Origin of the sequence: Providencia sp. SP181 (assembly GCF_050446505.1) — a bacterium.
GTDB classification, from domain to species: domain Bacteria; phylum Pseudomonadota; class Gammaproteobacteria; order Enterobacterales; family Enterobacteriaceae; genus Providencia; species Providencia vermicola.
This window is the reverse complement of sequence record NZ_JBBPXM010000014.1, coordinates 34,145-58,845: the sequence shown is the minus strand read 5'-3', so window position 1 is coordinate 58,845 and position 24,701 is coordinate 34,145. Positions and strand designations below refer to the sequence as shown.

Annotated in this window: 27 protein-coding genes; 8 read left to right on the top strand and 19 right to left on the bottom strand. The window is 42.5% G+C overall.

The genetic code is table 11. The features are described 5' to 3' along the window. Positions 1-8 precede the first annotated feature (8 nt). The gene (gene nrdH / locus AABS66_RS18335) at positions 9-236 is read right to left on the bottom strand and encodes a glutaredoxin-like protein NrdH (protein WP_206085251.1); all 228 of its coding nucleotides are present in this window, start codon (positions 234-236) and stop codon (positions 9-11) included. Between the two features lie 283 nt (positions 237-519). Between nrdH and AABS66_RS18330 the strand changes: the two genes are divergently transcribed. Beyond that, complete coding sequence (locus tag AABS66_RS18330; RefSeq protein ID WP_206085252.1) at positions 520-978, top strand: methylated-DNA--[protein]-cysteine S-methyltransferase; 459 nt, start codon at positions 520-522, stop codon at positions 976-978. Positions 979-1,195: 217 nt separating this feature from the next. Then, entirely contained in the window at positions 1,196-1,405 is a 210-nt protein-coding gene (gene cspE, locus AABS66_RS18325) for a transcription antiterminator/RNA stability regulator CspE (RefSeq protein ID WP_206085253.1), read from the top strand. Between the two features lie 159 nt (positions 1,406-1,564). Here the strand turns inward: cspE and lipA are convergent, their stop codons facing one another. The 9 genes from lipA to rsfS all read right to left on the bottom strand — a co-directional run bounded on the left by lipA (position 1,565) and on the right by rsfS (position 10,080). Beyond that, entirely contained in the window at positions 1,565-2,530 is a 966-nt protein-coding gene (gene lipA / locus AABS66_RS18320; protein ID WP_206085254.1) for a lipoyl synthase, read from the bottom strand. Positions 2,531-2,653: 123 nt separating this feature from the next. Then, positions 2,654-3,217 carry a lipoyl(octanoyl) transferase LipB gene (gene lipB / locus AABS66_RS18315; RefSeq protein WP_241016873.1) on the bottom strand — a complete coding sequence of 188 codons (564 nt, stop codon included), beginning with the start codon at positions 3,215-3,217 and terminating at the stop codon, positions 2,654-2,656. Positions 3,218-3,435: 218 nt separating this feature from the next. Beyond that, positions 3,436-3,699, bottom strand: coding sequence for a DUF493 family protein YbeD (gene ybeD, locus AABS66_RS18310; protein ID WP_047756149.1), 264 nt, complete (start codon positions 3,697-3,699; stop codon positions 3,436-3,438). Positions 3,700-3,836: 137 nt separating this feature from the next. Continuing rightward, a complete protein-coding gene (gene dacA / locus AABS66_RS18305; RefSeq protein ID WP_206085256.1) occupies positions 3,837-5,048 on the bottom strand; it encodes a D-alanyl-D-alanine carboxypeptidase DacA in 1,212 nt (403 codons plus the stop codon). A 167-nt stretch (positions 5,049-5,215) separates the two neighbouring features. Next, complete coding sequence (rlpA, locus tag AABS66_RS18300) at positions 5,216-6,193, bottom strand: endolytic peptidoglycan transglycosylase RlpA (RefSeq protein ID WP_206085257.1); 978 nt, start codon at positions 6,191-6,193, stop codon at positions 5,216-5,218. A gap of 13 nt (positions 6,194-6,206) precedes the next feature. Beyond that, positions 6,207-7,319, bottom strand: coding sequence for a peptidoglycan glycosyltransferase MrdB (mrdB, locus tag AABS66_RS18295; protein WP_272539839.1), 1,113 nt, complete (start codon positions 7,317-7,319; stop codon positions 6,207-6,209). Between the two features lie 39 nt (positions 7,320-7,358). After that, positions 7,359-9,248, bottom strand: a complete 1,890-nt coding sequence (gene mrdA / locus AABS66_RS18290; protein WP_206085259.1) for a peptidoglycan DD-transpeptidase MrdA — start codon at positions 9,246-9,248, stop codon at positions 7,359-7,361. Between the two features lie 32 nt (positions 9,249-9,280). Beyond that, complete coding sequence (gene rlmH / locus AABS66_RS18285; RefSeq protein ID WP_430225265.1) at positions 9,281-9,751, bottom strand: 23S rRNA (pseudouridine(1915)-N(3))-methyltransferase RlmH; 471 nt, start codon at positions 9,749-9,751, stop codon at positions 9,281-9,283. Positions 9,752-9,753: 2 nt separating this feature from the next. Continuing rightward, positions 9,754-10,080 carry a ribosome silencing factor gene (gene rsfS / locus AABS66_RS18280; RefSeq protein ID WP_206085261.1) on the bottom strand — a complete coding sequence of 109 codons (327 nt, stop codon included), beginning with the start codon at positions 10,078-10,080 and terminating at the stop codon, positions 9,754-9,756. A 267-nt stretch (positions 10,081-10,347) separates the two neighbouring features. Between rsfS and AABS66_RS18275 the strand changes: the two genes are divergently transcribed. Next, positions 10,348-11,073, top strand: coding sequence for a DUF1722 domain-containing protein (locus AABS66_RS18275; RefSeq protein WP_272574310.1), 726 nt, complete (start codon positions 10,348-10,350; stop codon positions 11,071-11,073). Here the strand turns inward: AABS66_RS18275 and nadD are convergent. The 8 genes from nadD to AABS66_RS18235 form a co-directional block, all read right to left on the bottom strand. After that, positions 11,061-11,735, bottom strand: a complete 675-nt coding sequence (gene nadD, locus AABS66_RS18270; protein WP_206085263.1) for a nicotinate-nucleotide adenylyltransferase — start codon at positions 11,733-11,735, stop codon at positions 11,061-11,063. The genes AABS66_RS18275 and nadD overlap by 13 nt on opposite strands. Continuing rightward, complete coding sequence (gene holA, locus AABS66_RS18265) at positions 11,728-12,759, bottom strand: DNA polymerase III subunit delta (RefSeq protein WP_206085264.1); 1,032 nt, start codon at positions 12,757-12,759, stop codon at positions 11,728-11,730. The genes nadD and holA overlap by 8 nt, the downstream gene beginning before the upstream one ends. Next, positions 12,759-13,298, bottom strand: coding sequence for an LPS assembly lipoprotein LptE (gene lptE / locus AABS66_RS18260; RefSeq protein ID WP_206085265.1), 540 nt, complete (start codon positions 13,296-13,298; stop codon positions 12,759-12,761). Before lptE ends, holA begins: the two co-directional genes overlap by 1 nt. Before the next feature lie 30 nt (positions 13,299-13,328). Next, positions 13,329-15,911, bottom strand: a complete 2,583-nt coding sequence (gene leuS, locus AABS66_RS18255; RefSeq protein WP_349422805.1) for a leucine--tRNA ligase — start codon at positions 15,909-15,911, stop codon at positions 13,329-13,331. A gap of 348 nt (positions 15,912-16,259) precedes the next feature. Further along, on the bottom strand, positions 16,260-16,985 hold the full coding sequence (locus AABS66_RS18250) for an amino acid ABC transporter ATP-binding protein (RefSeq protein ID WP_206085267.1): 726 nt from the start codon (positions 16,983-16,985) through the stop codon (positions 16,260-16,262). Continuing rightward, positions 16,982-17,659, bottom strand: coding sequence for a glutamate/aspartate ABC transporter permease GltK (gene gltK, locus AABS66_RS18245; RefSeq protein ID WP_206085472.1), 678 nt, complete (start codon positions 17,657-17,659; stop codon positions 16,982-16,984). The genes AABS66_RS18250 and gltK overlap by 4 nt, the downstream gene beginning before the upstream one ends. Positions 17,660-17,663: 4 nt before the next feature. Further along, entirely contained in the window at positions 17,664-18,404 is a 741-nt protein-coding gene (locus AABS66_RS18240) for an amino acid ABC transporter permease (protein ID WP_206085268.1), read from the bottom strand. Positions 18,405-18,519: 115 nt separating this feature from the next. Continuing rightward, positions 18,520-19,413, bottom strand: a complete 894-nt coding sequence (locus tag AABS66_RS18235; protein ID WP_206085269.1) for an amino acid ABC transporter substrate-binding protein — start codon at positions 19,411-19,413, stop codon at positions 18,520-18,522. A gap of 588 nt (positions 19,414-20,001) precedes the next feature. On the opposite strand from AABS66_RS18235, the gene AABS66_RS18230 reads away from it, so the two are divergent. The 3 genes from AABS66_RS18230 to AABS66_RS18220 are packed head-to-tail and all read left to right on the top strand — an operon-like array spanning position 20,002 to position 23,267. Beyond that, positions 20,002-20,409 (top strand): metal resistance protein, encoded by a 408-nt coding sequence (locus AABS66_RS18230; protein WP_206085270.1) that lies wholly within the window; start codon positions 20,002-20,004, stop codon positions 20,407-20,409. A 48-nt stretch (positions 20,410-20,457) separates the two neighbouring features. Continuing rightward, positions 20,458-22,539 (top strand): protein-disulfide reductase DsbD family protein, encoded by a 2,082-nt coding sequence (locus AABS66_RS18225; RefSeq protein WP_430225264.1) that lies wholly within the window; start codon positions 20,458-20,460, stop codon positions 22,537-22,539. Beyond that, a complete protein-coding gene (locus AABS66_RS18220; protein WP_272682079.1) occupies positions 22,536-23,267 on the top strand; it encodes a DsbA family protein in 732 nt (243 codons plus the stop codon). Before AABS66_RS18225 ends, AABS66_RS18220 begins: the two co-directional genes overlap by 4 nt. Here AABS66_RS18220 and AABS66_RS18215 read toward each other — a convergent pair. Beyond that, the gene (locus AABS66_RS18215; protein ID WP_430225263.1) at positions 23,260-23,391 is read right to left on the bottom strand and encodes a hypothetical protein; all 132 of its coding nucleotides are present in this window, start codon (positions 23,389-23,391) and stop codon (positions 23,260-23,262) included. The two genes, AABS66_RS18220 and AABS66_RS18215, sit on opposite strands and share 8 nt — an antisense overlap. Positions 23,392-23,542: 151 nt before the next feature. Here AABS66_RS18215 and AABS66_RS18210 point away from each other — a divergent pair, with 151 nt between their 5' ends. After that, positions 23,543-24,043: a protein disulfide oxidoreductase gene (locus AABS66_RS18210; RefSeq protein ID WP_206085273.1), complete on the top strand. Its 501-nt coding sequence runs from the start codon at positions 23,543-23,545 to the stop codon at positions 24,041-24,043. 110 nt (positions 24,044-24,153) lie between these two features. Continuing rightward, entirely contained in the window at positions 24,154-24,684 is a 531-nt protein-coding gene (locus tag AABS66_RS18205; protein WP_430225262.1) for a protein K, read from the top strand. Positions 24,685-24,701 lie beyond the last annotated feature (17 nt).

The window sequence follows — 24,701 nt, the reverse complement described above, 5'->3', positions numbered from 1 at the left end:
GGGATTTCCTATGCGGCAAGAAGGCTTATCATATCGGGACGAAAACCAGCCCAATGTTTGTCACCCGCAACAACAACTGGTACCTGTTGGTAACCTAACTTTCTAACTAATTCAAGCGCTTGGGTATCTTTTGTTAAGTCAATTATCTGATAAGCGATTTGCTTGCGGTCTAAGGCTTGATAGGTGGCATTACATTGAACGCAGTTGGGCTTACTATAAATGGTAATCTTATTCATCATATTCACCTTTTAAATTTCTAAGAGCATCTTGGCATGTGATACTCAAAGACTATATATAGATTGAAAATTTATCAACCACACAATATATAGTGAATAGTGAATATTGAATGATAATTATTCTAATTATCTGCTAGGTTGTTATTTATATTGAAAATAAAAAAAATGGGGTATTTGATGATTCCGTTTGCCACACTAAGAAAAAATAGCATTGCAATGTAGAAATAATTTACTCTATAACTGTATATACAATCAGGTAAATGAATCCTTTTAAGGAGATACTATGTACCATCAATATTTAGCGACACCAGATAAATTTCCTAAGCCGTGGGTCCATATTACGGCGGATGACGAAGGGATCACGAGCCTCTATTTTGTTGATGAAAAAACAGAAAAAGAGAGTAAAAACGAGCACTCCAAACTGTGTGCTAAAGAATTAAAAGAATATTTTAACCACAAAAGAAAAACGTTTACGGTGGCGTTAAACCCCCATGGCACAGAGTTCCAAAAGAAAGTATGGAAGCATCTATGTGGGATCCCTTATGGGGAGCGTTGGAGTTATAAGGATTTAGCGTTGAAGTTAGGCTCTGCCAATTATTGCCGTGCGGTGGGAATGGCAAATTCACGTAATCCCATTTCATTAATCGTGCCCTGTCACCGTGTGCTAGGCCATGATGGTAAGTTAGTGGGATACACGGGGGGATTAGATATTAAAGATTGGCTGCTATTACATGAGAAGTAAAATCTAAATAATTCGCTATAGGTGATACTATTAGTTGGATTAATTGCTATTGATAAGAATAATTGGCGAAAGCAGAGCGGAAATAACCAATAAATAATATATTTTTATCATTTTAGTTGGTTTTCGTGATCTAGGTTGTAGACAAGTAACTCAGAGATCTGATGTACTGAGCTTGATACAGATGGTGTGTCTATTTTATTTTAAAGGTAATAATTTGATGTCTAAAGTTAAAGGTAACGTTAAGTGGTTCAACGAATCTAAAGGTTTTGGTTTTATCACTCCAGAAGATGGCAGCAAAGATGTTTTTGTTCACTTTTCTGCGATTGCTAGCGACGGTTTCAAGACCCTAGCGGAAGGCCAGAAAGTTGAATTTGAAATCACTGAAGGTGCTAAAGGCCCATCTGCTGTTAACGTTGTCTCTCTGTAATTTAAACAATTAACAATCAGAAACGAACAGCTGTAAACTCGCTCTAGTTAACTGGAGCGAGTTTTTTTATGGAAAAAACTGAGGAATGATTGGCAATAAAAAACCTGACTCGGTTTCCCAAATCAGGTCTCTAGGTGACTAAATGAATAAATTGAGTACTTATTTCACTTCTTCGCCTTTAGCTTGCAAGTCAGCATGGTAAGATGAGCGTACAAAAGGCCCACAAGCTGCATGGGTAAAGCCCATTGCCATCGCTTCTTCTTTCATCTCATCGAACTCTGCAGGGCTTACGTAGCGTTTTACAGGTAAATGGTGACGGCTCGGCTGCAAGTATTGCCCAAGGGTCAGCATGGTTACGCCATGGCGACGTAAATCCCGCATAACCTCAATGATTTCAGCATTAGTCTCACCAAGGCCAACCATCAAACCTGATTTGGTTGGGATATCAGGATGAGCTTCTTTGAATTTTTCGAGTAATTTTAGTGACCATTCATAATTTGCACCCGGGCGAACTTGGCGATAAACACGTGGCACGTTTTCAAGGTTGTGGTTAAACACATCAGGTGGTGTTGCCGTTAAGATTTCTAATGCGCGATCCATACGGCCACGGAAATCGGGGACTAGGGTTTCGATTTTAATCGATGGGCTTTTCTCGCGAATAGCACTGATACAATCCGCAAAATGTTGTGCGCCACCATCACGCAGATCGTCGCGGTCAACAGAGGTGATCACCACATAACGTAATGCCATGTCTTTGATCGTTTGCGCTAATTTTTCAGGCTCATTTGCATCGGGTGCGTTAGGACGGCCGTGGGCAACATCACAGAATGGACAGCGTCTGGTACAAATAGCCCCTAAGATCATAAAGGTAGCTGTACCATGATTAAAGCATTCAGATAGATTTGGGCAGGAGGCTTCTTCACATACGGAGTGAAGGCCATTTTTGCGCATCGCTGCTTTGATACCTTGTATACGTGTTGAGTCAGCGGGAAGCCGAATTTTCATCCAGTCAGGTTTGCGTAGAATTTCTTCGCGTTCAGTCACCACATTTTTGACAGGGATCAGCGCCATTTTGTCGGCGTCACGATATTTAATTCCGCGTTCTATCTGAATTGGTTTACTCATAATATGACGGTTCCAGTTATCTTTTATGCTGATGGATAAGTTCTAATTCTAAACAAAATACAGGGAGCGCCGTAACTCACCCATTAAAAAATTTTTTAAAAATGTTAAAAAATTATAGCATTATTATTGAACAATATGAAATCCCAGTGTGTCACAGAATTGGCTAATTAGCACAGGCTGAACATCAGATAATGACACTTTGGGGGCGAGGTCACAGACTTGAGTCATTTTCAACTCGCTGTAACCACACGGGTTTATACGGTTAAACGGCTCAAGATCCATATCAATATTTAATGCTAACCCGTGGAATGAGCAACCTTGGCGAATGCGTAACCCAAGAGAGCAAATTTTTTCCCCATTAACATAAACACCAGGGGCATCAGGGCGAGGGTAAGCTTCAATATTAAAATGGGCTAGAGTGTTTACCACCGTGTTTTCCAGCGCAGTGACGAGTTCACGTACGCCAATTTTATTGCGCTTTAAATCAAGCATAACATACATGACTTGCTGACCAGGACCATGATAGGTGACTTGGCCGCCTCTATCGCTTTGAATGACAGGGATATCTCCAGGAGCTAAAACATGTTCAGCTTTCCCTGCTTGCCCCTGAGTGAAAACACGCGGGTGCTCAACAAGCCAAATTTCATCAAGGGTTTTTGCGGTGCGACACTCAGTAAATTGGTGCATGGCATCAGAAACCGTTTGATAAGGTGCATGGCCAAGTTGGCGAATGATGATGCTTCTGTCTGACAAAATTTTGTGTCCAACGGTTCAAATGAAGGCAGTATAACTCCGCAAAAAGCATATCTCCAGTTTGCTTTGTTATTAATTTGTTATTTATCTAACCCATAAAACAAAAAAGCCGAACAGCAGTGATGCTATTCGGCTTGTCAGTTAAGCGTTCATTAAAGAACAACTTTCACTAATTCTAATGCACCTAATTCACTATACAAGGTTTCAACTTGTTCAATATGGGTGGCATTAATGGTAATCGACACTGAGTGATAATTACCTTTGCTGCTTGGTTTGACATCAGGGGCATAATCACCTGGTGCGTGGCGTTGAACCACTTCAATCACTTGATCAACCAGTTCAGGCTGTGCCAAGCCCATTACTTTGTAAGTTAATGGACATGGGAACTCAAGCAGTTCACCTAATTTCGTTTTCATGGGCACTCCTAATTTTTTTTAAATTGTGTCGCTGGTTGAAAAAGATTGGCTGGTATCAAACCAGCCAATGAGTTGTCTTCATCCAACAAACATATTGATACTTACTATATGGGGATGACTTATTTTCGTTTCAAGGGCTAGCCGAACCAGCGATGGAATAACAGTTTAATATAGTCGATTAGGCGACTGAAAAAACCACCTTCTTCAACATCTTTCAGCACCGCTAATGGGTGCTGCTCGATAGTTTTGCCATCTAGTTGGAAGCTAATTGTCCCCACCTGCTGGCCCTTTGTTAATGGGGCCTGCAGCTCTGTAGTGGATAGTTCATAGCTGGCTTTCAAGTCTTTTAAACGACCACGCGGTATAGTCAGGTAGAGATCTTCGACAACACCGAGTTTGACCTCGTTTTCATCACCAAACCAGACGGGTGCACTGGCAAAATCGACCCCTGCTTGCAGTGGTTTTACTGTTTCATAGAAACGGAAGCCATAAGTTAATAATTTTTTACTTTCTGCATCACGGCCTTTGCTACTTTTGCCTCCCATAACGACAGAAATTAAACGCATGTCACCTTCAGTTGCAGAGGCAACTAGGTTGTACCCTGCGGCATTAGTGTGACCCGTTTTGATCCCATCAACTGCGAGGCTCTTATCCCATAACAGGCCATTACGGTTTGTTTGGCGGATATTGTTAAAGGTAAACTCTTTTTCTTTGTAGATAGCATATTCTTCAGGGACATCACGTACGAGTGCTTGGCCAATCAGTGCCATGTCTCGTGCTGAACTATACTGCCCATCGGCATCCAAACCATGAACCGTTTGGAAATGGGTATTTTTCAAGCCCAGTTTATTCACATAGCCATTCATTAGCTGAACGAAATTGGTTTGATCACCCGCGATATGATCCGCCATCGCGACACAGGCATCGTTACCTGATTGCAGGTTAATACCGCGCGTTAACTGAGAAACACTGACGCGATCGCCTGGTTTTAAAAACATCAATGAGGAGCCTTTAAACACAGGATTTCCTGTTGCCCATGCATCTTCACCTACCGTGACCATGTCATTCGCACCAATTTTACCTGATTTAATCGCTTGACCAATCACGTAGCTCGTCATCATTTTGGTTAAACTAGCAGGATCACGGCGCTGATCTGCATTACTTTCAGCGAGGACTTTTCCTGAATTATAATCAATCAGAATATAAGCTTCTGCATCAATTGGCGGTGCCGCAGGAATTGAGGTATTTGGAAAAGTTTCATTAGCAGTTGCAATATTGGCAGTCAAAAGCAGCAGTGCAGAACCCAGCACAGTGTGACGCACAATGCGTGATGGAGCGACATTATTCATGGTTGTACCATTACATCCGAAATTCGGTTAACACAAGGAGGCGCAGTGTAGCAAAAGAGTGAGTGAACAAAAAAGCCCCTTTTACATTGCGCCAATCATTTTATTGCATTTTATCTTTTTCATATGTGAAGTGGTGTTATCTCTTTCCTCTTCACATATTTGAAGCCTTAAGGTGCGATAACCATCGAAGCTTGGTTGCGTTCGGACTGCAAACGCCCTTGAACCTCGACAGCTTGTTGTCTTGTACTAAATGGCCCTAATTGTACGCGGTAAATTCCATTGTAAGGTTGGAGACGACCAGGCACATTAAACTGGTTTTTTAACTCATTTAGCATCGATTGTGCATTGGTTTGGCTACTAATTGCCCCTGCTTGAACTAAAAAGCCGCGTTCAGGTACCGCTTCTTCACTCGCAGCTTGAGGCGCAGGTGTAGGCGTTGGTGTTTGCAAGCTCATGTCAGGCATGGTGGGCTGCATTGGTTCTTTAGGTTGTTGAACTGGCAGTGCATTTTCTGGCGTTGGTAAATTTTCCATTACAGGTGTGCCCATTGGGCCTGAACCTAATTGTGGACGTCCTGGCAGGGCATAGCTTTGTTTGACAAAGTTGGAGCCAACGGTACCTGCACCAGATAAACTGCCATCTTGTGCAACTGAAATTGCATCAATTTTGATTTTTGTTGTCGGCATTAAATTTAAGCGATCTGCCGTTGCGCGGGAAACTGCAATACTTTTACCTGGGATGTAAGGGCCACGGTCATTAACACGAACGACCATCATACGGCCATTCATCATATTGGTAATGCGAACATAGCTTGGGATTGGTAGCGTAGGATGTGCAGCCGTTAATTCAACGGGGTTTACGCGCTCACCAATTGCGGTCATATTGCCAGTCGATTCAGCACCGTAAATTGATGCATAACCGACTTGTGAAAATTGAGCTGGATCGCGAACAATTTGATATTGTTGCCCATTACGGGAATAGTCGTTATTTGCCGTCGGATGATATGGCTCATAATGAGGCTCTGCACCTAATACATCTTGTGTTGGCACATTTGTCGGCACTTGTGGTGCCTGCTTAACGTCTTCTGTCACACAGCCACTGAGTAGCGCGGCAGTGATGCCAAGCATTATCCATTGTAAACGCATACTAAGCCTCATTTTATAAACTTTTGGATAGAAATTTTCGGTGTGTATGTATCGACATGATAATACCGAACCCAGCCATTAATACAATTAAGGCAGACCCCCCATAACTCACCAAGGGGAGGGGGACCCCAACAACGGGTAATATACCACTTACCATGCCGATATTAACAAATACATAAACAAAAAGGATTAAGATCAAACCGCCAACCATCACTCGGCCAAACGTATTCTGTGCACTTGCGGCGATATACAGCCCACGAATGATTAGCAGTATATAGAGACCTAAAAGAATAAGAACACCAACCAAACCCAGTTCTTCTGCCAGTACAGCAAAAATAAAGTCGGTATGCCTTTCTGGTAAGAACTCCAGTTGAGATTGCGTACCATGTAACCAACCTTTGCCCATGAGCCCACCAGAGCCAATGGCGATTTTAGATTGAATGATATGGTAGCCAGCACCTAACGGGTCTGTTTCAGGATCGAGTAGCATCATCACGCGAGCTCTTTGATAATCATGCATCAAGAAGAACCATAACAGCGGGATAAAGGCGGCAAGTGCGATGGCTGCAACGGCGATAAGCCGCCAGCTCATCCCCGCAAGAAAGAGAACAAACAGCCCTGAAGCCGCGACTAAAATAGAGGTTCCAAGGTCAGGTTGTGCGGCAACGAGTAGTGTTGGAACAAAAATCAGTATTAAGGCAATCAGTGTATTTTTAAATGAAGGCGGGCACGAATCGCGGTTCATAAAGCGCGCTACCATCAGAGGAACGGCTATTTTAGCGATTTCAGATGGCTGAAAACGTACAAAGCCTAAATCTAACCAACGTTGAGCCCCTTTACTTATTTGCCCGAACACATCTACAAAAATCAGTAAAATCACGCAAAAAATAAATAAGTGCGGCGCCCAACTTTCATACATCCGAGGAGGAATTTGTGCCATCACAATCATGACAATAAAACCTGTGGCAATTTGCCCAAGTTTTCTTTCCATCATTTCAGGGTCTTGCCCACTAGCGCTCCACATGATAAACGCGCTGTAAGCAAGTAATGCAATAATGATCAATAACATAGGTACATCTATGTGCAGACGCGTTGATAATGAATTTTTTCTCTTATCGTCAGTCATAATCTTTATTGCTCATAAAAAAGGTTCTTAAAACACGCATTAGCGATCTTCCCCCACACCTGCTGCTGATGAGACAACTTCAGTTCGGTTATCGCCAAGCAGGACATGGTCAAATATTTGGCGAACAATATCACCAACTGCTGGACCTGCACCGCCGTTTTCTAAAATAATCGCGACAGCAATTGTTGGCTTATCATAAGGTGCATAAGCAATCATTAATTTGTGGTCACGTAAATGTTCTGCCAGCTTACTTGCATTATAGGTTTCATAGCTGAAAACCTGTGCAGTTCCTGATTTGGCAGCCACTTTATAGGGGGTGCCAATAAAGCTGCGACGACCCGTACCGTTCGGCGCATTTGCGACACCATACATACCGTGTTTAGCCAGTTCCCAATATCCCGAATGAATGTCACCAATTTGCTTGGTTTCCTTATCTTCATAAGGCACCATTGCGTTACCCAGTTTCGTGCCATACAGCAGGTGAGGGGTTTTGACTTGGCCATCATTGATTAACGTCATCAATGCTTTAGACATTTGGATTGGTGTTGCTGTCCAGTAGCCTTGTCCTATTCCAACCGGAATTGTATCTCCTTGATACCAGGGTTTTTTATAACGCTTTTGTTTCCATTCTCGGGTTGGCATGATACCTGAACGTTCTTCCGCAAGGTCAATGCCTGTGTATTCTCCGAAACCAAAACGCGTCATCCACGCAGAAAGACGGTCTATCCCCATATCATAAGCGACTTGATAGAAGAAAGTATCCGCTGATTCAACAATCGATTTAACAACATTTAATTTACCGTGCCCCCAACGTTTCCAGTCACGGTAACGTTTTTCTGAGCCAGGAAGTTGCCACCAGCCAGGGTCAAAAATGGTGGTATTCGGTGTGATTACTTTTTCGCTTAGGGCAGCAACCGAAATAAATGGTTTTACCGTTGATGCAGGAGGATAGAGCCCCTGAGTAGTGCGGTTAATAAGCGGTCTATCTGGGTTATTTAGCAACGCCTGATAATCTTTGTTCGAGATACCATTAACAAACAAGTTTGAGTCATAACTCGGGTTTGATACCAAAGCCAGTATTTCTCCATTGCGAGGATCGGTTACGACGACAGCGGCGCGGCTGGTGGTTAACAGTTTTTCGATATAAGTTTGTAGTTCTAGGTCGATAGTGAGATAGATATCACGCCCTGCTTGAGGCGGTTGCTCATGTAACTGGCGGATCACGCGACCGCGGCTATTGACCTCGACTTCTTCATAGCCTGTTTTACCGTGCAAGATATCTTCGTAAAAGCGTTCAATGCCTAATTTTCCAATATCGTGGCTCGCAGCATAGTTTGGCAATACGCCTTCTTTATCCAAGCGTTCTACGTCTTTATCGTTAATTTTTGCGACGTAGCCAATCACGTGAGTTAATGCGGATCCATAAGGGTAAGAACGGCGCTGGTAGCTTTTGACCTCTAAACCAGGAAAGCGGTATTGATTAACTGCAAAGCGCGCTACTTGTACTTCATTAAGTTGAGTTTTCAGTGCAATAGAGGTAAAACGGCGTGAACGTTTACGCTCTTTTTCAAAGTTAGTGATATCTTCATCGGTTAAATCGACAACATTGCGTAATTTTTCAAGTGTTTCTTTTAAATCATCGACTTTTTCAGGAATGATTTCTAGTTGATAGAATGTGCTGTTAAGCGCAAGTTGTGTTCCTCGTCGGTCATAAATAATTCCGCGGCTTGGCGCAATAGGGACTAATTTGATTCGGTTATCATTTGAACGAGTTTGATAATCTTCATGACGAACAATTTGCAGATGATACAAATTAGTGACAAGAATGGCAGTCAAAATAACAATCACGCCGAAGGCAATAAGCGCTCGGCGAATAAATAAGACAGATTCAGCGGTATGGTCGCGAAAAGGGGTGCGTTGTGTTTTCATCCCATTGCCATTTTGAACATATTAAAACCTGACTATTCCCTGTGGTAAGGGTGATTAGTCGTAATACTCCATGCCCGATAAAGACTTTCGGCAACAAGGACTCGAACTAAAGGGTGTGGTAGCGTAAGTGGTGACAATGACCAACTTTGCTCCGCTGCTTTTTTGCAAGCAGGGGCAAGGCCTTCGGGACCACCAATCAACAAGCTGACATTTCGACCATCTTGTTTCCATTTATCAAGTTGGACAGCGAGTTTTGGGGTATCCCAGCGGTCACCTGGAATATCCAGTGTGACAATGCGATTACCTTTCCCTACTGCGGCAAGCATTAACTCGCCTTCTTTTTCCAAAATACGCTTGATATCGGCATTTTTTCCACGTTTTCCTGCCGGAATTTCCGTTAGTTCAAACGGCATATCTTTAGGAAATCGGTGGAGATAATCCATAAAGCCGGTCTGAACCCAGTCCGGCATTTTTGTTCCAACGGCAATGAGCTGTAATTTCAACCTCAGCTCCAGAGTTTTTCTAATTCATACATACGGCGACTTTCATCTTGCATGATGTGAACGATGGCATCGCCAAGATCAACAACAATCCAATCAGAAATTCCTTGCCCTTCAACACCTAACGGCATTAACCCGTTTTTACGGCAAGCGTCAATCAACCTGTCAGCGACGGACATCAAATGGCGGCTTGAGGTTCCTGTACAGATGATCATCTGATCGGTAATACTTGATTTCCCTTGAACATCGATAGTGATGATATCTTCGGCTTTCGCATCATCGAGGCTTTCGATAATAAATTTTTGGAGTTCAGTTCCTTGCAAAAGGTTCACCTTTTATTCAAACAAACAGAATATGATGTTAAATACTGTTTGTAGTTTATAGACAAATAGTTTGCTGCCAATAAACGAATTAGACTCATTTTCAGCAGAGTCATTTTACCCTAGATTTTAAGAAAAATCGGCTAAATTCTTTTTTATTCATTTTGAAGTGAAATTTATAGGGATATCTGCTCATTTGGGCAAGAAGTTTGTGTTAACTTTACAAAATAACAAAAGAAATTTTTACCCTAACAAATATTTTAGAATGGGATGAACAGAGTGCAAATAATTAAGCCTCAAGTGTTTATGTTTGAAGGGATTAATCACCTCCCGATAGAAATACAGGATGACATCGCTCCTATTGTGGAATCCATAACCAATCTATCGAGTGTTTCTTGTACAGCGGGGGCGTTGGGAGTGGTCTGCTCATTATCGAATCTATCCGAATTAATCGGGTTATTTCCTGCGAATATACCTATTTTAACGGGAGATAAATTGCAAGATATACCCCACTGGGATGCTTTTTTAACGCAATTATATACCTTGCAACGGCTTGAATATTTGCAACAGCGGTTAACTCATCATGAAATAATTCAATTTCATAGTCGTCATAAATATTTGATTATGGCGTACTCCCCTGTGGGGTATCAATTAACAGGTCGTCTAGTGGCGACTATTCGCAAAGGCAGTAATTTGACGTTATTTTTTAATCAATATAAAGCGAGCTTGATGGAAATATTTGCAACCGTAGCGCCTAAAAATATTCAAGTAAATGCACTTAGCCATATGCAAGGCTATTTTAAACATAAAGCAACTCAAGACGAGAAAAAACGATTGTTGTGGTTAATTAATGATTATCGAGAAGGTTATTTGCCCATTAATCGGCCATTAATGATGATGCAGCAATTGCTACAGCAATATCCCGATGACTACCTCAAGGGACAATATTTCTTTGCGCCTTACCCTAACTGTAATGTATTAAGAGAAAGGCCTTATCGTTGGTAAAGACCTTGCTGGTGAATATACTGTAAAACAGCTTCAGGAATTAAATCACGGCAGCTATCACCTGCAATTAATTTTTGGCGTATCTCTGTAGCGGAAATATTAATAAGCGGTGTATCCCCTAAAAAAATATAACCGTGGGGTGTACTGCGCAATTTTTCGGGCTGGGCTGTTTTATGTTGTGAAAGCCATGCTTGCATTTTCGGGTCAGTAAATTGTGTTGCATACCCTGGACGTGAGCAAACCAGTAAATGGCAGTTATCTAATATTTTATCCCACCCGTGCCAGGTATTAATGGAAAGTAATGAGTCTTGCCCAATAATAAACGCTAAAGGTTGCGTCGAGCCCTTTTCTTGGCGTAATTCTGTCAATGTTTCAATGGTATAAGATGGCGAATTTTTTTCGAGTTCCCGTGTATCAATTGTAAATAACGGATTACCTTGAATGGCTAATTTTACCATTTCTAATCGTTGGGATGGGCTTGCTTCAGGCTGCGGGCGATGAGGCGGAACGTGGTTTGGTAGCAAAAGAACCTTTTGTAACCCAACTTGCTTTGCGAGTGCTTGAACAGGGCGCAAATGACCATAATGGATGGGGTCGAATGTTCCGCCAAATAAGGCTTGCAGACCCGTATTTTTTTTTGGAAAAGCAAACTGATTAACCATGAATAAAATTCTCTGCAAATGATTTGCCACACAGCAACATAGACAGGGATTGAAGATCGGGCCATGCAGAATGGCTAAAGTCTTGTTTAATGTGAACCTCTGCTTGAGTTAATAACATGAGTGCAGATTGTAATTGATGCAAACTTAAACGCTGCAAAGCTTCAGTCATCACGCCACGGCGGTTCTGCCAGACCTTGTGTTGGTCAAATAAGGTTTTTAAAGGTGTAGTCGCTGATTGGCGTTTTAAGGTGATCAACAGCATTAATTCTCGTTGGATTGAGCGCAATAAAATAACAGGTTCAACATCTTCATGTTGAAGTTGCTCAAGAATATGCCATGAGCGGCGAGATTTCCCCGCTAATAGGGCATCAACCCAATGAAAAGGGGTGAAATGTGCGGAATCATTCACCGCGCTTTCAACTCGTGGGTAGGTCAATTTGCCATCGGGGTAGAGTAATGAAAGTCGCTCAAGAGCTTGAGCTAACCCCAATAGATTCCCTTCATAACAATAGCAAAGCAATTGGTTTGCTTCAGCTTCGAGGGATAACCGCATATTGTATGCGCGCTTAGACACCCATTGAGGCAAGCGTTGGTATTCAGGCGTTAAACAGCTGACATAAATCGCATCTTGGCTAATAGCTTTAAACCAAGCACTGTTTTCTTGGGCTTTGGTTAACTTGTGCCCACGCAGCACCAACAGTAAATCGGCGTGCAATAATTGAGAAAGCTGGTTTAATTTTTCCGCCATTGCCGCATTTGGGCCATTTTCGGGGAGCAGTAAAGTGAGTGTTTGACGGCTGGCGAATAAGCTCAGTGCTTGGCACAAGCTAAAAATTTCATCCCAATCCGTGTTTTGCTCAAGGGCAAAAGTAAAATGCTCTTCGAACCCTTGCTCAATAGCGGCTTTACGAATCGCATCCTGACTTTCTTGAAGAAGAAGGGGCTCATTGCCCCAAATTAAATAGCGGCCTCTTAGAGACTCTTGTAACGAAGAGGCCAACTGTTCAGGGTAAATACGCGTCATTATGGTTGCGTGTTAGCTTCAGCGGCTTGAGCTTTCGCTTTTTCAAGTTCAGCTGAGTGAACCAACAGTAACTTGCGGACGATATTGCGTGCCGCCTGCTCTTGCATTTCTTGCTTAACAATCTCTTTTTCCGCATCTTTTGCAAGTGCTTCTAATGGGTTGTCAAAGAAAGTACGTTCTACACGGCTTTGCAGCGGGTATATTGCACCATCTGGCATTAAAACCTGCGCATTCATAGTGAACGTTAATTGTTTCTCAGCAGCTTTACCATCTTGATAAATCGATACAGTTTCAGTATTTTCACTGGAACTTGTGATTTTCAAAATAGGGACGCTCGCGTTGCCTGTTTCGAGGATCGTCACGTTATTGAGTCGCAATTGTTCCCGAAGGGCACGTGTCAGGTAGCCGTATGGATCGTTTGAACTCAGCTGCAATGTTTTCAATTCTTCAGGAATTTGCGTTGTTCCTTGTAAACGAAAACCGCAACCTGCGGTAACGAGTACCGCAAGACTCAAAAATAAAGTTATTAGATAACGCACCTGGCCTCCTTATCAGCCAACAGCCTAATATCAACCTACAACAAGGTTAAGCAATTTGCCTGGAACATAGATTACTTTGCGAATACTCACCTCTTCAAGGTATTTTGACACGCTAGGCTCTTGTTGCGCCATTTCTAAGACAAATTCTTGTGTCGCATCGGCTGGAACGGTAATACGACCACGCACCTTGCCATTGACTTGAACGACAACCAACTTAGTGTCATCAATCATGGCTTTTTCATCAGCAACAGGCCACTGTGCGAAATCGATGTCTGTTTGATGACCCAAAGCTTTCCACATTTCAAAGCAAGCATGTGGGATAATAGGTGACAGCATCAGTGTAATGGCTTCGAGAGACTCTTGGACTAATGCACGGTCTTGCTCGGTTTCTTGTGGAGCACGGACTAATTTGTTCAAGAACTCCATGATCGCGGCAATTGCCGTGTTAAATGCATAACGGCGACTAAAATCATCAGAGACTTTAGCGATTGTTTTGTGTAGATCACGGCGTAAGTCTTTTTGCTCTGTCGTTAATGCACTGATATCTAAAGGAGATGTAGCGCCTTTTTGAGAATGTTCATGCACTAAACGCCAAACACGGCGAACGAAGCGGTTGGCGCCTTCAACGCTAGACTCTTGCCATTCAAGGGTTAGCTCAGGCGGTGCTGCAAACATCATGAATAAACGAACCGTATCTGCGCCGTATTTTTCGACCATTAATTGTGGGTCAATACCGTTATTTTTAGACTTAGACATTTTGCTCATACCAGTATAAACCAGTTCATGGCCTTCATTGTCTACAGCTTTAGTAATACGGTTTTTGTCATCACGTTCAACAATGGCATCAGCAGGGGAAACCCAAACACGTTGTCCATCGCTTCCCGTGTAATAGAATGCATCAGCAAGTACCATGCCTTGGCACAGTAGGCGTTTTGCAGGTTCATCGGAGTTGACCAGCCCTGCATCACGCATCAATTTGTGGAAGAAACGGAAATACATTAAGTGCATGATAGCGTGTTCAATACCGCCAATATATTGGTCTACAGGTAACCAGTAGTTAGCTGCGGCTGGGTCTAACATACCGTCATCATATTGAGGGCAAGTATAACGTGCGTAGTACCAAGAAGATTCCATAAAGGTATCGAAGGTATCTGTTTCACGTAGTGCAGGTTGACCATTAATGGTCATTTTCGCCCACTCAGGATCTGCTTTAATCGGGCTGGTAATGCCGTTCATCACAACATCTTCAGGCAAAATCACAGGCAGTTGATCTTCTGGAACAGGAACGACAGTGCCGTCTTCCAATGTTGCCATTGGGATTGGCGCGCCCCAGTAACGTTGACGTGAAACACCCCAGTCACGTAAGCGATAGTTGACTTTACGTTGGCCTGCACCCAGTGCAACAAGTTTGTCTGAAATCGCATTGAAACCAGCTTGATGGTCTAACCCGCTGAATTCACCTGAATTAATCAGTGCGTTTTTCTCCGTCATGGCTTCTTGGGATAAATCAGGCTCGTTGCCTTCTGCATCAGCAATGACGGCTTTAATTGGCAGATTGTATTTGCGAGCAAACTCCCAGTCACGTTGGTCGTGAGCAGGGACGGCCATAACCGCGCCAGTACCGTATTCCATTAATACAAAGTTTGCGACCCAAATTGGCAGTTTTTCTTGAGTCAATGGATGTACAACGAATAAGCCTGTTGCCATCCCTTTTTTATCCATCGTTGCCATATCCGCTTCTGCGGTTTTGGTGTTACGGCATTCATCAATAAATTGCGCTAATTCAGGATTATTTGTAGCGGCTTCTTTTGCTAAAGGGTGACCTGCGGCAACGGCAACATAAGTTGCACCCATAAAGGTATCAGGGCGAGTGGTATAAACCGTTAAGGTTTCATCGCGGTCAGCAACATTAAAGGTGATCTCAGTCCCCTCGGAGCGGCCGATCCAGTTGCGTTGCATCGTTTTAACTTGCTCAGGCCAATCTTCCAATTTGTCCAGATCGTTGAGCAACTCTTCTGCGTAGTCAGTAATCTTGATGAACCATTGTGGGATTTCTTTGCGCTCAACTGGGGTATCACAACGCCAGCAGCACCCATCAATGACTTGTTCATTAGCCAGAACGGTTAAGTCATGTGGACACCAGTTGACCGCTGAGGTTTTTTTATACACTAAACCCTTTTCATACAGCTTAGTGAAGAACCATTGTTCCCAACGGTAATATTCAGGGGTACAAGTCGTGACTTCGCGATCCCAATCGTAACCGAAGCCGAGCATTTTAAGCTGGCTTTTCATGTAATCAATATTGGCATAAGTCCATGGCGCAGGAGCAGTGTTATTTTTAACCGCAGCACCTTCAGCAGGTAGACCAAACGCATCCCAACCAATTGGTTGGAGAACGTTTTTCCCCAACAAACGTTGGTAACGAGAGATAACGTCACCCATGGTGTAGTTACGTACATGGCCCATGTGTAGTCGACCAGAAGGGTAAGGTAGCATGGACAGGCAGTAGTATTTTTCTTTGCTGTTGTCTTCAGTCACTTTGAAAGTTGCTTTTTCATCCCAGTGACGCTGTACTTTAGGCTCTATATCTTCTGGACGATATTGTTCTTGCATGGCACCGATAATCCTATGGTGAATAAATGCTACATTTGTAGCGTGAATGTCTTTCTTAATTAAGATCCGCATAGCATAGCGGATCCTCACCGAAAACAACAATAGTTGATTAGCTGAACCTACGGGGGAAGCTGGATATTGCTTTTCGGGGAACGGAGTCAGAATATTTTACTCTGATAACCAAACAACTTAACTAAAAAGTCAGGCAAATGGTAGTGGTTTCTTGAACTATTTCAAATTCAGCGAGTTGTTGTGGATTTTTATTCGCGGATAATCGCAATTTGGTGTGTGAATCGGTGTGAAATTGCAATCTGAAGAGGAGGGAGCCAAGTGGCTCCCTGTAAAAAATTAATGCAAAATTTTCGCTAAGAAATCTTTGGCGCGGTCGGATTGCGGGTTAGCAAAGAACTCTTCTTTTTTACTATCCTCAACAATCTTCCCTTCATCCATAAAAATCACGCGATTAGCCACTTTTTTGGCGAAGCCCATTTCGTGCGTGACCACCATCATGGTCATGCCTTCATTGGCGAGTTCCACCATGACATCTAGCACTTCGTTGATCATTTCTGGGTCAAGTGCTGATGTGGGTTCATCGAACAGCATTGCGATTGGATCCATACAAAGTGCGCGAGCGATAGCAACGCGCTGTTGTTGGCCACCAGATAATTGCGCTGGGAACTTATTTGCATGACTTGCTAAGCCAACTCGTTCTAAGAGCTTAAGCCCTTTTGCTTCTGCTTCCTTTTTATCGCGATTTAACACTTTAACTTGCGCCAGTGTTAAGTTTTCAATAATCGATAAATGTGGAAATAATTCAAAGTGTTGGAATACCATCCCCACTTTAGAACGTAGTTTTGCAAGGTCTGTTTTTTTGCTATTGACTTGAATATCATTCACAAAAATCTCACCCTGCTGAATAGGTTCTAAGCCATTCACTGTTTTTATTAATGTGGATTTACCCGAACCAGATGGCCCACATACGACGACAACTTCACCTTTTTTAACTTCAGTTGTGCAGTCTGTGAGCACCTGAAATTGGCCATACCATTTGGATACATTTTTCAGGGTAATCATGAAACAGTCCTTTTCTTAAGATAATTCACTAACATTGAAGCGCCAAAACTGATAATAAAGTACACCAGACCTGCAAACAGTACCATCTCTACCTGTGTGCCATCTCGCTCACCAATATTTGTGGCGGTACGGAAGAAGTCGGTTAAGCTCAGGACATACACAAGGGATGAGTCCTGAAATAACACAATACCTTGTGTTAATAACAGTGGTACCATCGCTTTAAACGCTTGCGGTAACACGACGAGTCTCATGGTTTGCATTTGTGTCATGCCTAGCGCTAACGCAGCAGAGGCTTGTCCACGGGAAATGCTTTGAATACCCGCACGAATGATTTCGGAGTAATAAGCCGCTTCAAAAAGAGAGAAGGCTATCATTGCTGAAATCAAACGAATATCATTTTTTGGTGATAAGCCTAGAACATTTTGTAATAAGCTTGGAACGATTAAATAGAACCATAACAAGACCATAACGAGTGGAATGGAACGGAACGTATTCACGTAAAGCGCAGCAAACCAGCTAATTGGCTTGAAAGTTGATAAACGCATGACCGCCAAGACGGTTCCCCATAAAATCCCCACCACAATAGCAGTTAATGTGATTTTAGCCGTTACAATAAAGCCATCAATTAAGAAGGGCATGCTTGGGGCAATTGAGCTCCAATCAAAGTCATAAATCATTTTATCGCCCTCCTAATGTGCCAGGTAAGCGAACTTTGCGCTCTAATAGCGCCATCAAAATCATAATGACGACGTTAATACCTACATAAGCTAATGTAATTGCAGTGAATGATTCCCATGCGTGAGCTGAGTAATCGAGCAGCTTACCTGCTTGTGCCGCCATATCGACTAAGCCGATGGTGGAGGCAATGGCAGAGTTTTTCACCAAGTTCAACATTTCTGAGGTCATTGGTGGCAAGATCACGCGATACGCATTTGGCAATAATACGTAACGATAGGTTTGTGGCAAGGTTAAGCCCATCGCTAACGCTGCGCTTTTTTGCCCTCTAGGCAGTGATTGTATTGCGGCGCGTACCTGTTCGGTCATACGTGCTGCGGTAAATAACCCCAGACATAACATTGAAGAAATAAAAAATTGATAGTTAGGATCTAACTCCATTTTAAACCAATCGCCAATTGAGCGGGGAAGCAGCTCAGGGATCACTAAATACCACGTGAAGAATTGCACGATGAGTGGCACGTTACGGAATAATTCCACATAAGCGGTACCTAAAAAGGCTAAAAAGCGGTTAGGGACTGTACGTAAAATACCGAAAAATGAACCGACTAAGAATGCGATAATCCATGCGCAAATAGAAAGTGTGACAGTGACTTCTAGGCCAGATATTAACCACCCTAAATAAGTGGTATTCCCAAACGGGGCTTCCTGAAGGAATATTCCCCAATTCCAATTAATTGACATAATTTTGACTTCCTGTGGGCAATTAGATTGTCCCGAATACTGTGAAGAGTGAGCAAGGCGGGGAACGACCGCCTTGCAACCCTTACTTCCAGTAACACCCTGTTTGTCTTTTTTATTAGTTTAGTGCTTTGTCATTTGGCGCTTTAAACAGTGCTTTCATTTCATCGGACAACGTAAACTTCAGATTCAGATTTTTTGGTGGGATAGGTTGGTTAAACCAACGATCAAAGGATTTTTCAGCTTTGCCTGAGGTTTGTGCGGTTGCGATAGTTTCGTCAACCAGTGCTTTGAATTGCGGGTCGTCTTTACGCAACATACAGCCATAGGCTTCTTCAGTTTGTGGCTTACCAACGATTTCCCAAATTTCAGGTTTTTTCGCTTTAGCACGTTCACCCGCTAGCAGTGCGTCATCCATCATAAAGGCAACGGCACGGCCAGATTCTAAAGTACGGAATGAATCACCATGGTCTTTGGCGCTGATAATGCGCATTTTCATGTTTTTTTCGTCATTTAATTGATTTAACAGGATTTCAGACGTTGTACCAGAGGTTACAACAACGTTTTTCCCTGCTAAATCCGCAAAATCTTTGACGCCAGAATCGTTCTTAGTCAGTAAGCGTGTACCAACCACGAAAATTGTGTTGGAGAACGCCGCTTGTTTTTGTCTTTCTATATTATTGGTGGTTGAGCCACACTCGAAGTCAAAGGTGCCATTTTGTAACAATGGGATACGGTTTTGCGACGTAATTGGGATTAATTTCACTTGCAGATCTGGCATATTTAATTTTTTCTTCACTGCATCAACGATTTCGTTTGAGTAATCCTGTGAATAACCAACGACTTTCTGGTTATTGTCATAGTAGGAAAACGGTACAGAAGATTCACGGTGACCAACAACAATGACACCGTTATCTTTGATTTTTTTCAGAGTCCCGTTTAGCTCGTCTGCTTGAACTGCGCAGGTCGCACCTAAAATCATCATTGATAATACAAGCTTACTTATACGCATAATTACAGCTCCTTTAGAACATCGGTGTAAACCCGTCATATTTCAAAGGTGACCTGTCATGGAACGAGGTTACACTTGAATGACGTTAGTTTTGTTGTGTTATGTTTGCTGATGTGTCGAGGATTTCGATAACGCCACGATCATCGGCTGTATGTTTTATTATTGTTAAAAAGTAATTAAATTTGTTAACTAATGAAAATGGATTGTTTCAATTTCGGGAGCTATCTCGCATATTATTTGGTGCATTCTTGAATCAGCGCACTAATATGGTGAATAACGACTAAAAATTGTTTAAAACTGATAATCGCGCACTGTTAGGGTGCAAACTATCGCCACTTTCATTCCTGTATAAGATGTAGCAATTTCTGTGCCGAGTTTTAGAGATAGGTAAGTTTTTGTTTATCGAAAAGGGAAATGTATTTGTAAAGTTAGATGATGCTACTTGTACGGAATGTTTTGCTGTGTAAGATGTAACCTCCATTTAACTTATAGATGGCATAACGGTTTTAGTCAAAGTTAGATTTCTACCGTTATTATTGCTAAAGTTGTTTAATTGGTGTTATTTCAGGAAGATATACCGAGAAACGCATGAACAGGCATTTAAAATTAGGTAAAGGATTAGTGATATTCGCCTGTCTGATGGTATTGATTTGTATGAATCAGCGCGCCGTCGGAGAGCGTCTATTTGCCAATTTTTTTGTGCCGAACGTTTTAGTTCACGCACAAAGTCATGCTGGATCTAACCTTACCTATACCGATAAATCTCAATTAGAACAAAGTGATAGCAGTACGCATCTTTCTAGTTGTGAGCTTAGTGCTAAATCATTAATCACTTTGCTACCTGCTGTTATCGAGCCTTTCTTCTTTATGTTTCTTGCTTTAGCTGCATTAATGGTATTTTGCACTAATCTATTTATATCTAGAGCAAACAATGAAGAAAAGCATGCCCCTCCAAGAGTCAGACGACACTTACAGTTTTGTAATCTTCGGAATTAGCGCACAACGAATTTCAATTCGTTGGTGTAATTTATTCTGGAGGAAACAATGCGTTTTTTAATTAATTCATTTTTGATTTTATGTGCTCTATTTTCGAGCAGCTTACAGGCTGCGGATACGGGGTGGCTGCAACCTGCAAAAACTGGGTGGATGAGTGATAACACCCCAATGCATGCTCAAGTGCGTTTGCTGAGTTCGACTCAACAGGACGATGGCAAAATTGATATTTTGCTGGATGTGAAACTCGATGATGGTTGGAAGACCTATTGGCGCTCACCGGGAGAAGGGGGCGTCGCACCTGAAATCGTTTGGTCAACACCCGTCGATACAATAGATTGGCAATGGCCCGCACCTGGGCGTTTTGATGTGGCTGGGGTGTCAACTCAAGGCTATATGGGCGATATTATTTTTCCCATTACAGTCTCTAGCAAAGACAAACTCGATAAATTAACAGGTGTTTTAACGTTATCGACCTGTAGCAATGTCTGTATTTTAACCGATTATCCTTTTGAGCTTGATTTAACGGAGCCAGCCCCCGCTGATTTTACGTGGGCTTTTAACCAAGCCAAAGGGGCCGTGCCACCAACGAGTGGTTTGGTTGAACAAGCAAAAGCGGGTTTTGCCAATGAAAAATTGGTTATTGAGCTGCAAAAAAATTCAGGTAGTGCATGGATTAAACCAAATATTTTCACTGATGTAGTCGATGGCGCTGTTTTAGGGGTGCCAGTGATTAAAACATCAGGGAATAGCCTTACCGCAATCATTGATGTAAGTGATGATTGGGGGGAGGAATCACCAAACTTAACAGGAAAAACCGTATCATTTGTGGTCACTGATGGTGACATTTCCCAGCAAATTAGCAGTGAAGTGACGCCATTTACTGGCACAATTAGCCCAAATGGAGCGGGAAGTACAATTTCGTTGTGGCAAGTGGTCTTGTTCGCTGTCGTTGGCGGACTAATTCTTAATTTGATGCCATGCGTTCTTCCTGTGCTTGCAATGAAACTCGGCTCCGTATTGATGGTGCCACAGGGTGAACAAAAAACCATTCGTCGTCAATTTTTACTCTCTTCCTCTGGGATCTTAGTTTCTTTCTGGTTACTCGCTCTGTTGATGACGCTGTTACGTGTTGGCCAGCAAGCAGTTGGTTGGGGAATTCAATTCCAAAACCCGTGGTTTATTGGTTTTATGGTTCTAGTTACCGCATTGTTTACAGCAAATTTATTCGGTTTATTCGAAATTAACCTTGGCAGTAAAGCGAATACACGCCTCGCGACAGCGGGGGGACAGGGGAATAGTGGGCATTTCTGGCAAGGCGTATTTGCAACGTTATTAGCCACTCCGTGTTCTGCACCATTTTTGGGCACCGCTGTAGCCTTTGCGCTCGCCGCGCCAATGAGTGAGTTATGGTTAATTTTCACTGCATTAGGTATTGGAATGAGTTTACCTTGGTTACTGATTGCCGCTTTCCCTGCTATTGCAAAATTACTTCCGAAACCTGGCACATGGATGCTGAAATTACGCGCGGTGCTTGGCTTGATGATGTTAGTGTCTAGCCTTTGGTTAATTAGCTTATTAATTCCTCATTTTGGTGCAACCTACTCCACCGCGATTGCCATGATATTCTTAGTCTTGCTGGTGGTCTTTATTGCTATCAAAAAAGGGATAAAAGCGGCTATTTTCCCCTTAGTATTATTTACATTGTTTGCGGGCACTTTTGTTTGGATGACCCAAGGACAGCAGGCAGGAAGTCGCTCATTAGTCAAAGATACAGTGAATTGGCAACCTTTAACTGAGCAGGCAATTACCGATGCCCTAGCACAAAACAAGCGCGTTTTTATTGATGTAACGGCAGAGTGGTGTGTTACCTGCAAGGCAAATAAATACAATGTACTATTAAGAGATGATATTCAGCAGCTATTAGGTGAGCCAGATGTTGTCGCATTACGTGGAGATTGGACCAAACCGTCTCCTGAAATTACTGCGTTCTTGCAAAAACGTGGGCAAGTCGCAGTTCCTTTTAATCAGATTTATGGCCCTAACTTGGCCGGCGGCGAGGTGCTGTCAACAATACTTGACCGTGAATCGTTAATCTCAGTTATGAATCAGGCCAAAGGAGCCACAAAATGAAAAAAACAATTTTAGCTGTTCTATTTTCATCTCTCATGATGGGGGCAACAGCTCAAGCCGCCCCATTAACGGCAGACCAAGAAGCACAAGTGCGTAAATTGGTACGTGATACGTTAGTTGAAAACCCAGAAATTTTGGAAGAAGCTATTGTTGCGCTGCAAGCGAAGCAAGGTGAAAAACAACAAGCGCAGATGAAAGAAACGCTAAAAGCCGAGCACAATGCCTTATTTAACGACCCAACAAGCCCGCGCATAGGTAAAAAAGATGCCAAGTTGGTGTTAGTTAACTTTACCGATTTTAACTGCCCATATTGCAAACGTTTTGACCCACAACTGATGGATATCGTGAAAAAATACCCAGATGACGTTGCAGTGGTGATCAAGTATTTACCATTTAAAGGCCAAACATCGTTAGATTCAGCACAATTAACCATGACACTCTGGCAAGAAGACCCGAAAGCATTTGAAGCATTGCATCATAAATTTATGCAAAAGCAAGGCATGCTGTCAGATGCAAATATCAAAGATGCGCTCAAAGCAACGGGTAACGACAAGCTTAAAGCGAGTGAGAAAAGCCGTGAAGGCATTCGTACAAATATGATGTTAGCAGAAAAACTTGGGGTAAACGGAACGCCTGCAACGCTGGTGGGTGATGAGATGATCCCAGGGGCTATCGATGCACAGCAGTTTGAAGAGGTGGTGAAGGAGCAGCTAGCTAAGCTCAAATAATATCCTCGTTATCCTCGTCATACTTCGCGCTGTGGCGTTGTTGGTTATCCTCGTCATACTTCGTGTTATGGCGTTGTTGGCTGCTCTCGACTACGTGGGTCACATACTTATGTATGCTCCCCACGATAGTCTCGTTTGCCGCCTAGCCTCAACACGAATTATTTAGAGGATAAAAACCAAGCATTTTAAATAGCAAGGCATTCATTTCAATTGAATGTTTTGGTTTCTTACATTCTAGATTTGTACTATTTGATAACAAATAGGTTAATAACCTTATGAATAAACTGAAAAAGTGGTCTAAAGAAATTATTGTTTTGGCGATTATTTTATTTATTGCTTTTACCGTCATGGACTTGTGGCGCAAACCACAAGCGCTTGCACCTGTGCTATTGGAGCAACACACTTTGGTTAATGGTGAGACCGTTTCATTGGCTGAACTAAGCAAGGAAAAACCCATATTGGTTTATTTCTGGGCAACATGGTGTGGGGTATGCAATTTAACATCGCCAACGGTATCCGATTTAAGTCAATCAGGTATGCCAATTATCTCGGTTGCAATACGTTCGGGTGAAACACCGCGTTTAATAAAGGGAATGGAAAGCAAGGACTTAACGTTTCCTGTGATCAACGACATTAGCGGGCAGCTTTCCAATGCAGTGGGGGTTAGTGCAACACCAACATTTATGGTGATTGATAACGGTGAATTAGTCAGTTTTACTTCGGGCTGGACCAGTTCTTACGGCTTAAAAATGCGCATGTGGTTGGCCTCATTTTAGTATCTTCATTGTCCCCTTTGGGTTAAAAAAGGGGACTTTTCCGTCTATAAGTTTAATTTATCGTTGTGGTAAACTCATCTGGCATATAAATAATAAAATGGGAGGATGGGATGGTTGTGTTCAAAAAAGTGGTTGGGTTATTGCTAGGTGCGGTATTAATTGCGGGATGTTCCCCCGATGCCGAAGAGAAAAAGCCCGTTGAACAAACATCAGGAACGACTGCAAATTCAGAATTAAAACAGCGTTATGATGAAATAAAAGCCAATTCAACGGAAGAGAAAATTAATGCGTTTAATGCCAAAGGAGACGATGACCCGACGTTATTACGAGAGGTTTTCTTGACCGAAATGACAAAAGCATTACCGATGTTGATTGACGACGTCACATTATTGACGGAAGTTACGGCAAACCAAAATGGTATGCTGTTTTATCAGTACACCATCAAGGGGATCCCTGATAATGTTCTGGAAGGAAAGAACTGGCAGCAAAATATGCGTGAAATCTTAGATAAAAACTATTGTGGTAAAGACGTTGGCATGAAAATGCTGCATGAAATGTTCCCTGAAGGGATCACACACAATTACCATAAATCAGATAAATTGGTTTTCACCTACATTGTGACGCCAGCTATTTGCCACTAATCTCCTTTATAGTGCCT

Coding starts and splice junctions, on each gene's coding strand:
- nrdH (WP_206085251.1), bottom strand. CDS start 236: ATGAATAAGATTACCATTTATAGTAAGCCCAACTGCGTTCAATGTAAT.
- AABS66_RS18330 (WP_206085252.1), top strand. CDS start 520: ATGTACCATCAATATTTAGCGACACCAGATAAATTTCCTAAGCCGTGG.
- cspE (WP_206085253.1), top strand. CDS start 1,196: ATGTCTAAAGTTAAAGGTAACGTTAAGTGGTTCAACGAATCTAAAGGT.
- lipA (WP_206085254.1), bottom strand. CDS start 2,530: ATGAGTAAACCAATTCAGATAGAACGCGGAATTAAATATCGTGACGCC.
- lipB (WP_241016873.1), bottom strand. CDS start 3,217: ATGCACCAATTTACTGAGTGTCGCACCGCAAAAACCCTTGATGAAATT.
- ybeD (WP_047756149.1), bottom strand. CDS start 3,699: ATGAAAACGAAATTAGGTGAACTGCTTGAGTTCCCATGTCCATTAACT.
- dacA (WP_206085256.1), bottom strand. CDS start 5,048: ATGAATAATGTCGCTCCATCACGCATTGTGCGTCACACTGTGCTGGGT.
- rlpA (WP_206085257.1), bottom strand. CDS start 6,193: ATGCGTTTACAATGGATAATGCTTGGCATCACTGCCGCGCTACTCAGT.
- mrdB (WP_272539839.1), bottom strand. CDS start 7,319: ATGACTGACGATAAGAGAAAAAATTCATTATCAACGCGTCTGCACATA.
- mrdA (WP_206085259.1), bottom strand. CDS start 9,248: ATGAAAACACAACGCACCCCTTTTCGCGACCATACCGCTGAATCTGTC.
- nadD (WP_206085263.1), bottom strand. CDS start 11,735: ATGGTTAATCAGTTTGCTTTTCCAAAAAAAAATACGGGTCTGCAAGCC.
- holA (WP_206085264.1), bottom strand. CDS start 12,759: ATGACGCGTATTTACCCTGAACAGTTGGCCTCTTCGTTACAAGAGTCT.
- leuS (WP_349422805.1), bottom strand. CDS start 15,911: ATGCAAGAACAATATCGTCCAGAAGATATAGAGCCTAAAGTACAGCGT.
- AABS66_RS18250 (WP_206085267.1), bottom strand. CDS start 16,985: ATGATTACCCTGAAAAATGTATCCAAATGGTATGGCCAATTTCAGGTG.
- AABS66_RS18240 (WP_206085268.1), bottom strand. CDS start 18,404: ATGTCAATTAATTGGAATTGGGGAATATTCCTTCAGGAAGCCCCGTTT.
- AABS66_RS18235 (WP_206085269.1), bottom strand. CDS start 19,413: ATGCGTATAAGTAAGCTTGTATTATCAATGATGATTTTAGGTGCGACC.
- AABS66_RS18230 (WP_206085270.1), top strand. CDS start 20,002: ATGAACAGGCATTTAAAATTAGGTAAAGGATTAGTGATATTCGCCTGT.
- AABS66_RS18225 (WP_430225264.1), top strand. CDS start 20,458: ATGCGTTTTTTAATTAATTCATTTTTGATTTTATGTGCTCTATTTTCG.
- AABS66_RS18220 (WP_272682079.1), top strand. CDS start 22,536: ATGAAAAAAACAATTTTAGCTGTTCTATTTTCATCTCTCATGATGGGG.
- AABS66_RS18210 (WP_206085273.1), top strand. CDS start 23,543: ATGAATAAACTGAAAAAGTGGTCTAAAGAAATTATTGTTTTGGCGATT.
- AABS66_RS18205 (WP_430225262.1), top strand. CDS start 24,154: ATGGTTGTGTTCAAAAAAGTGGTTGGGTTATTGCTAGGTGCGGTATTA.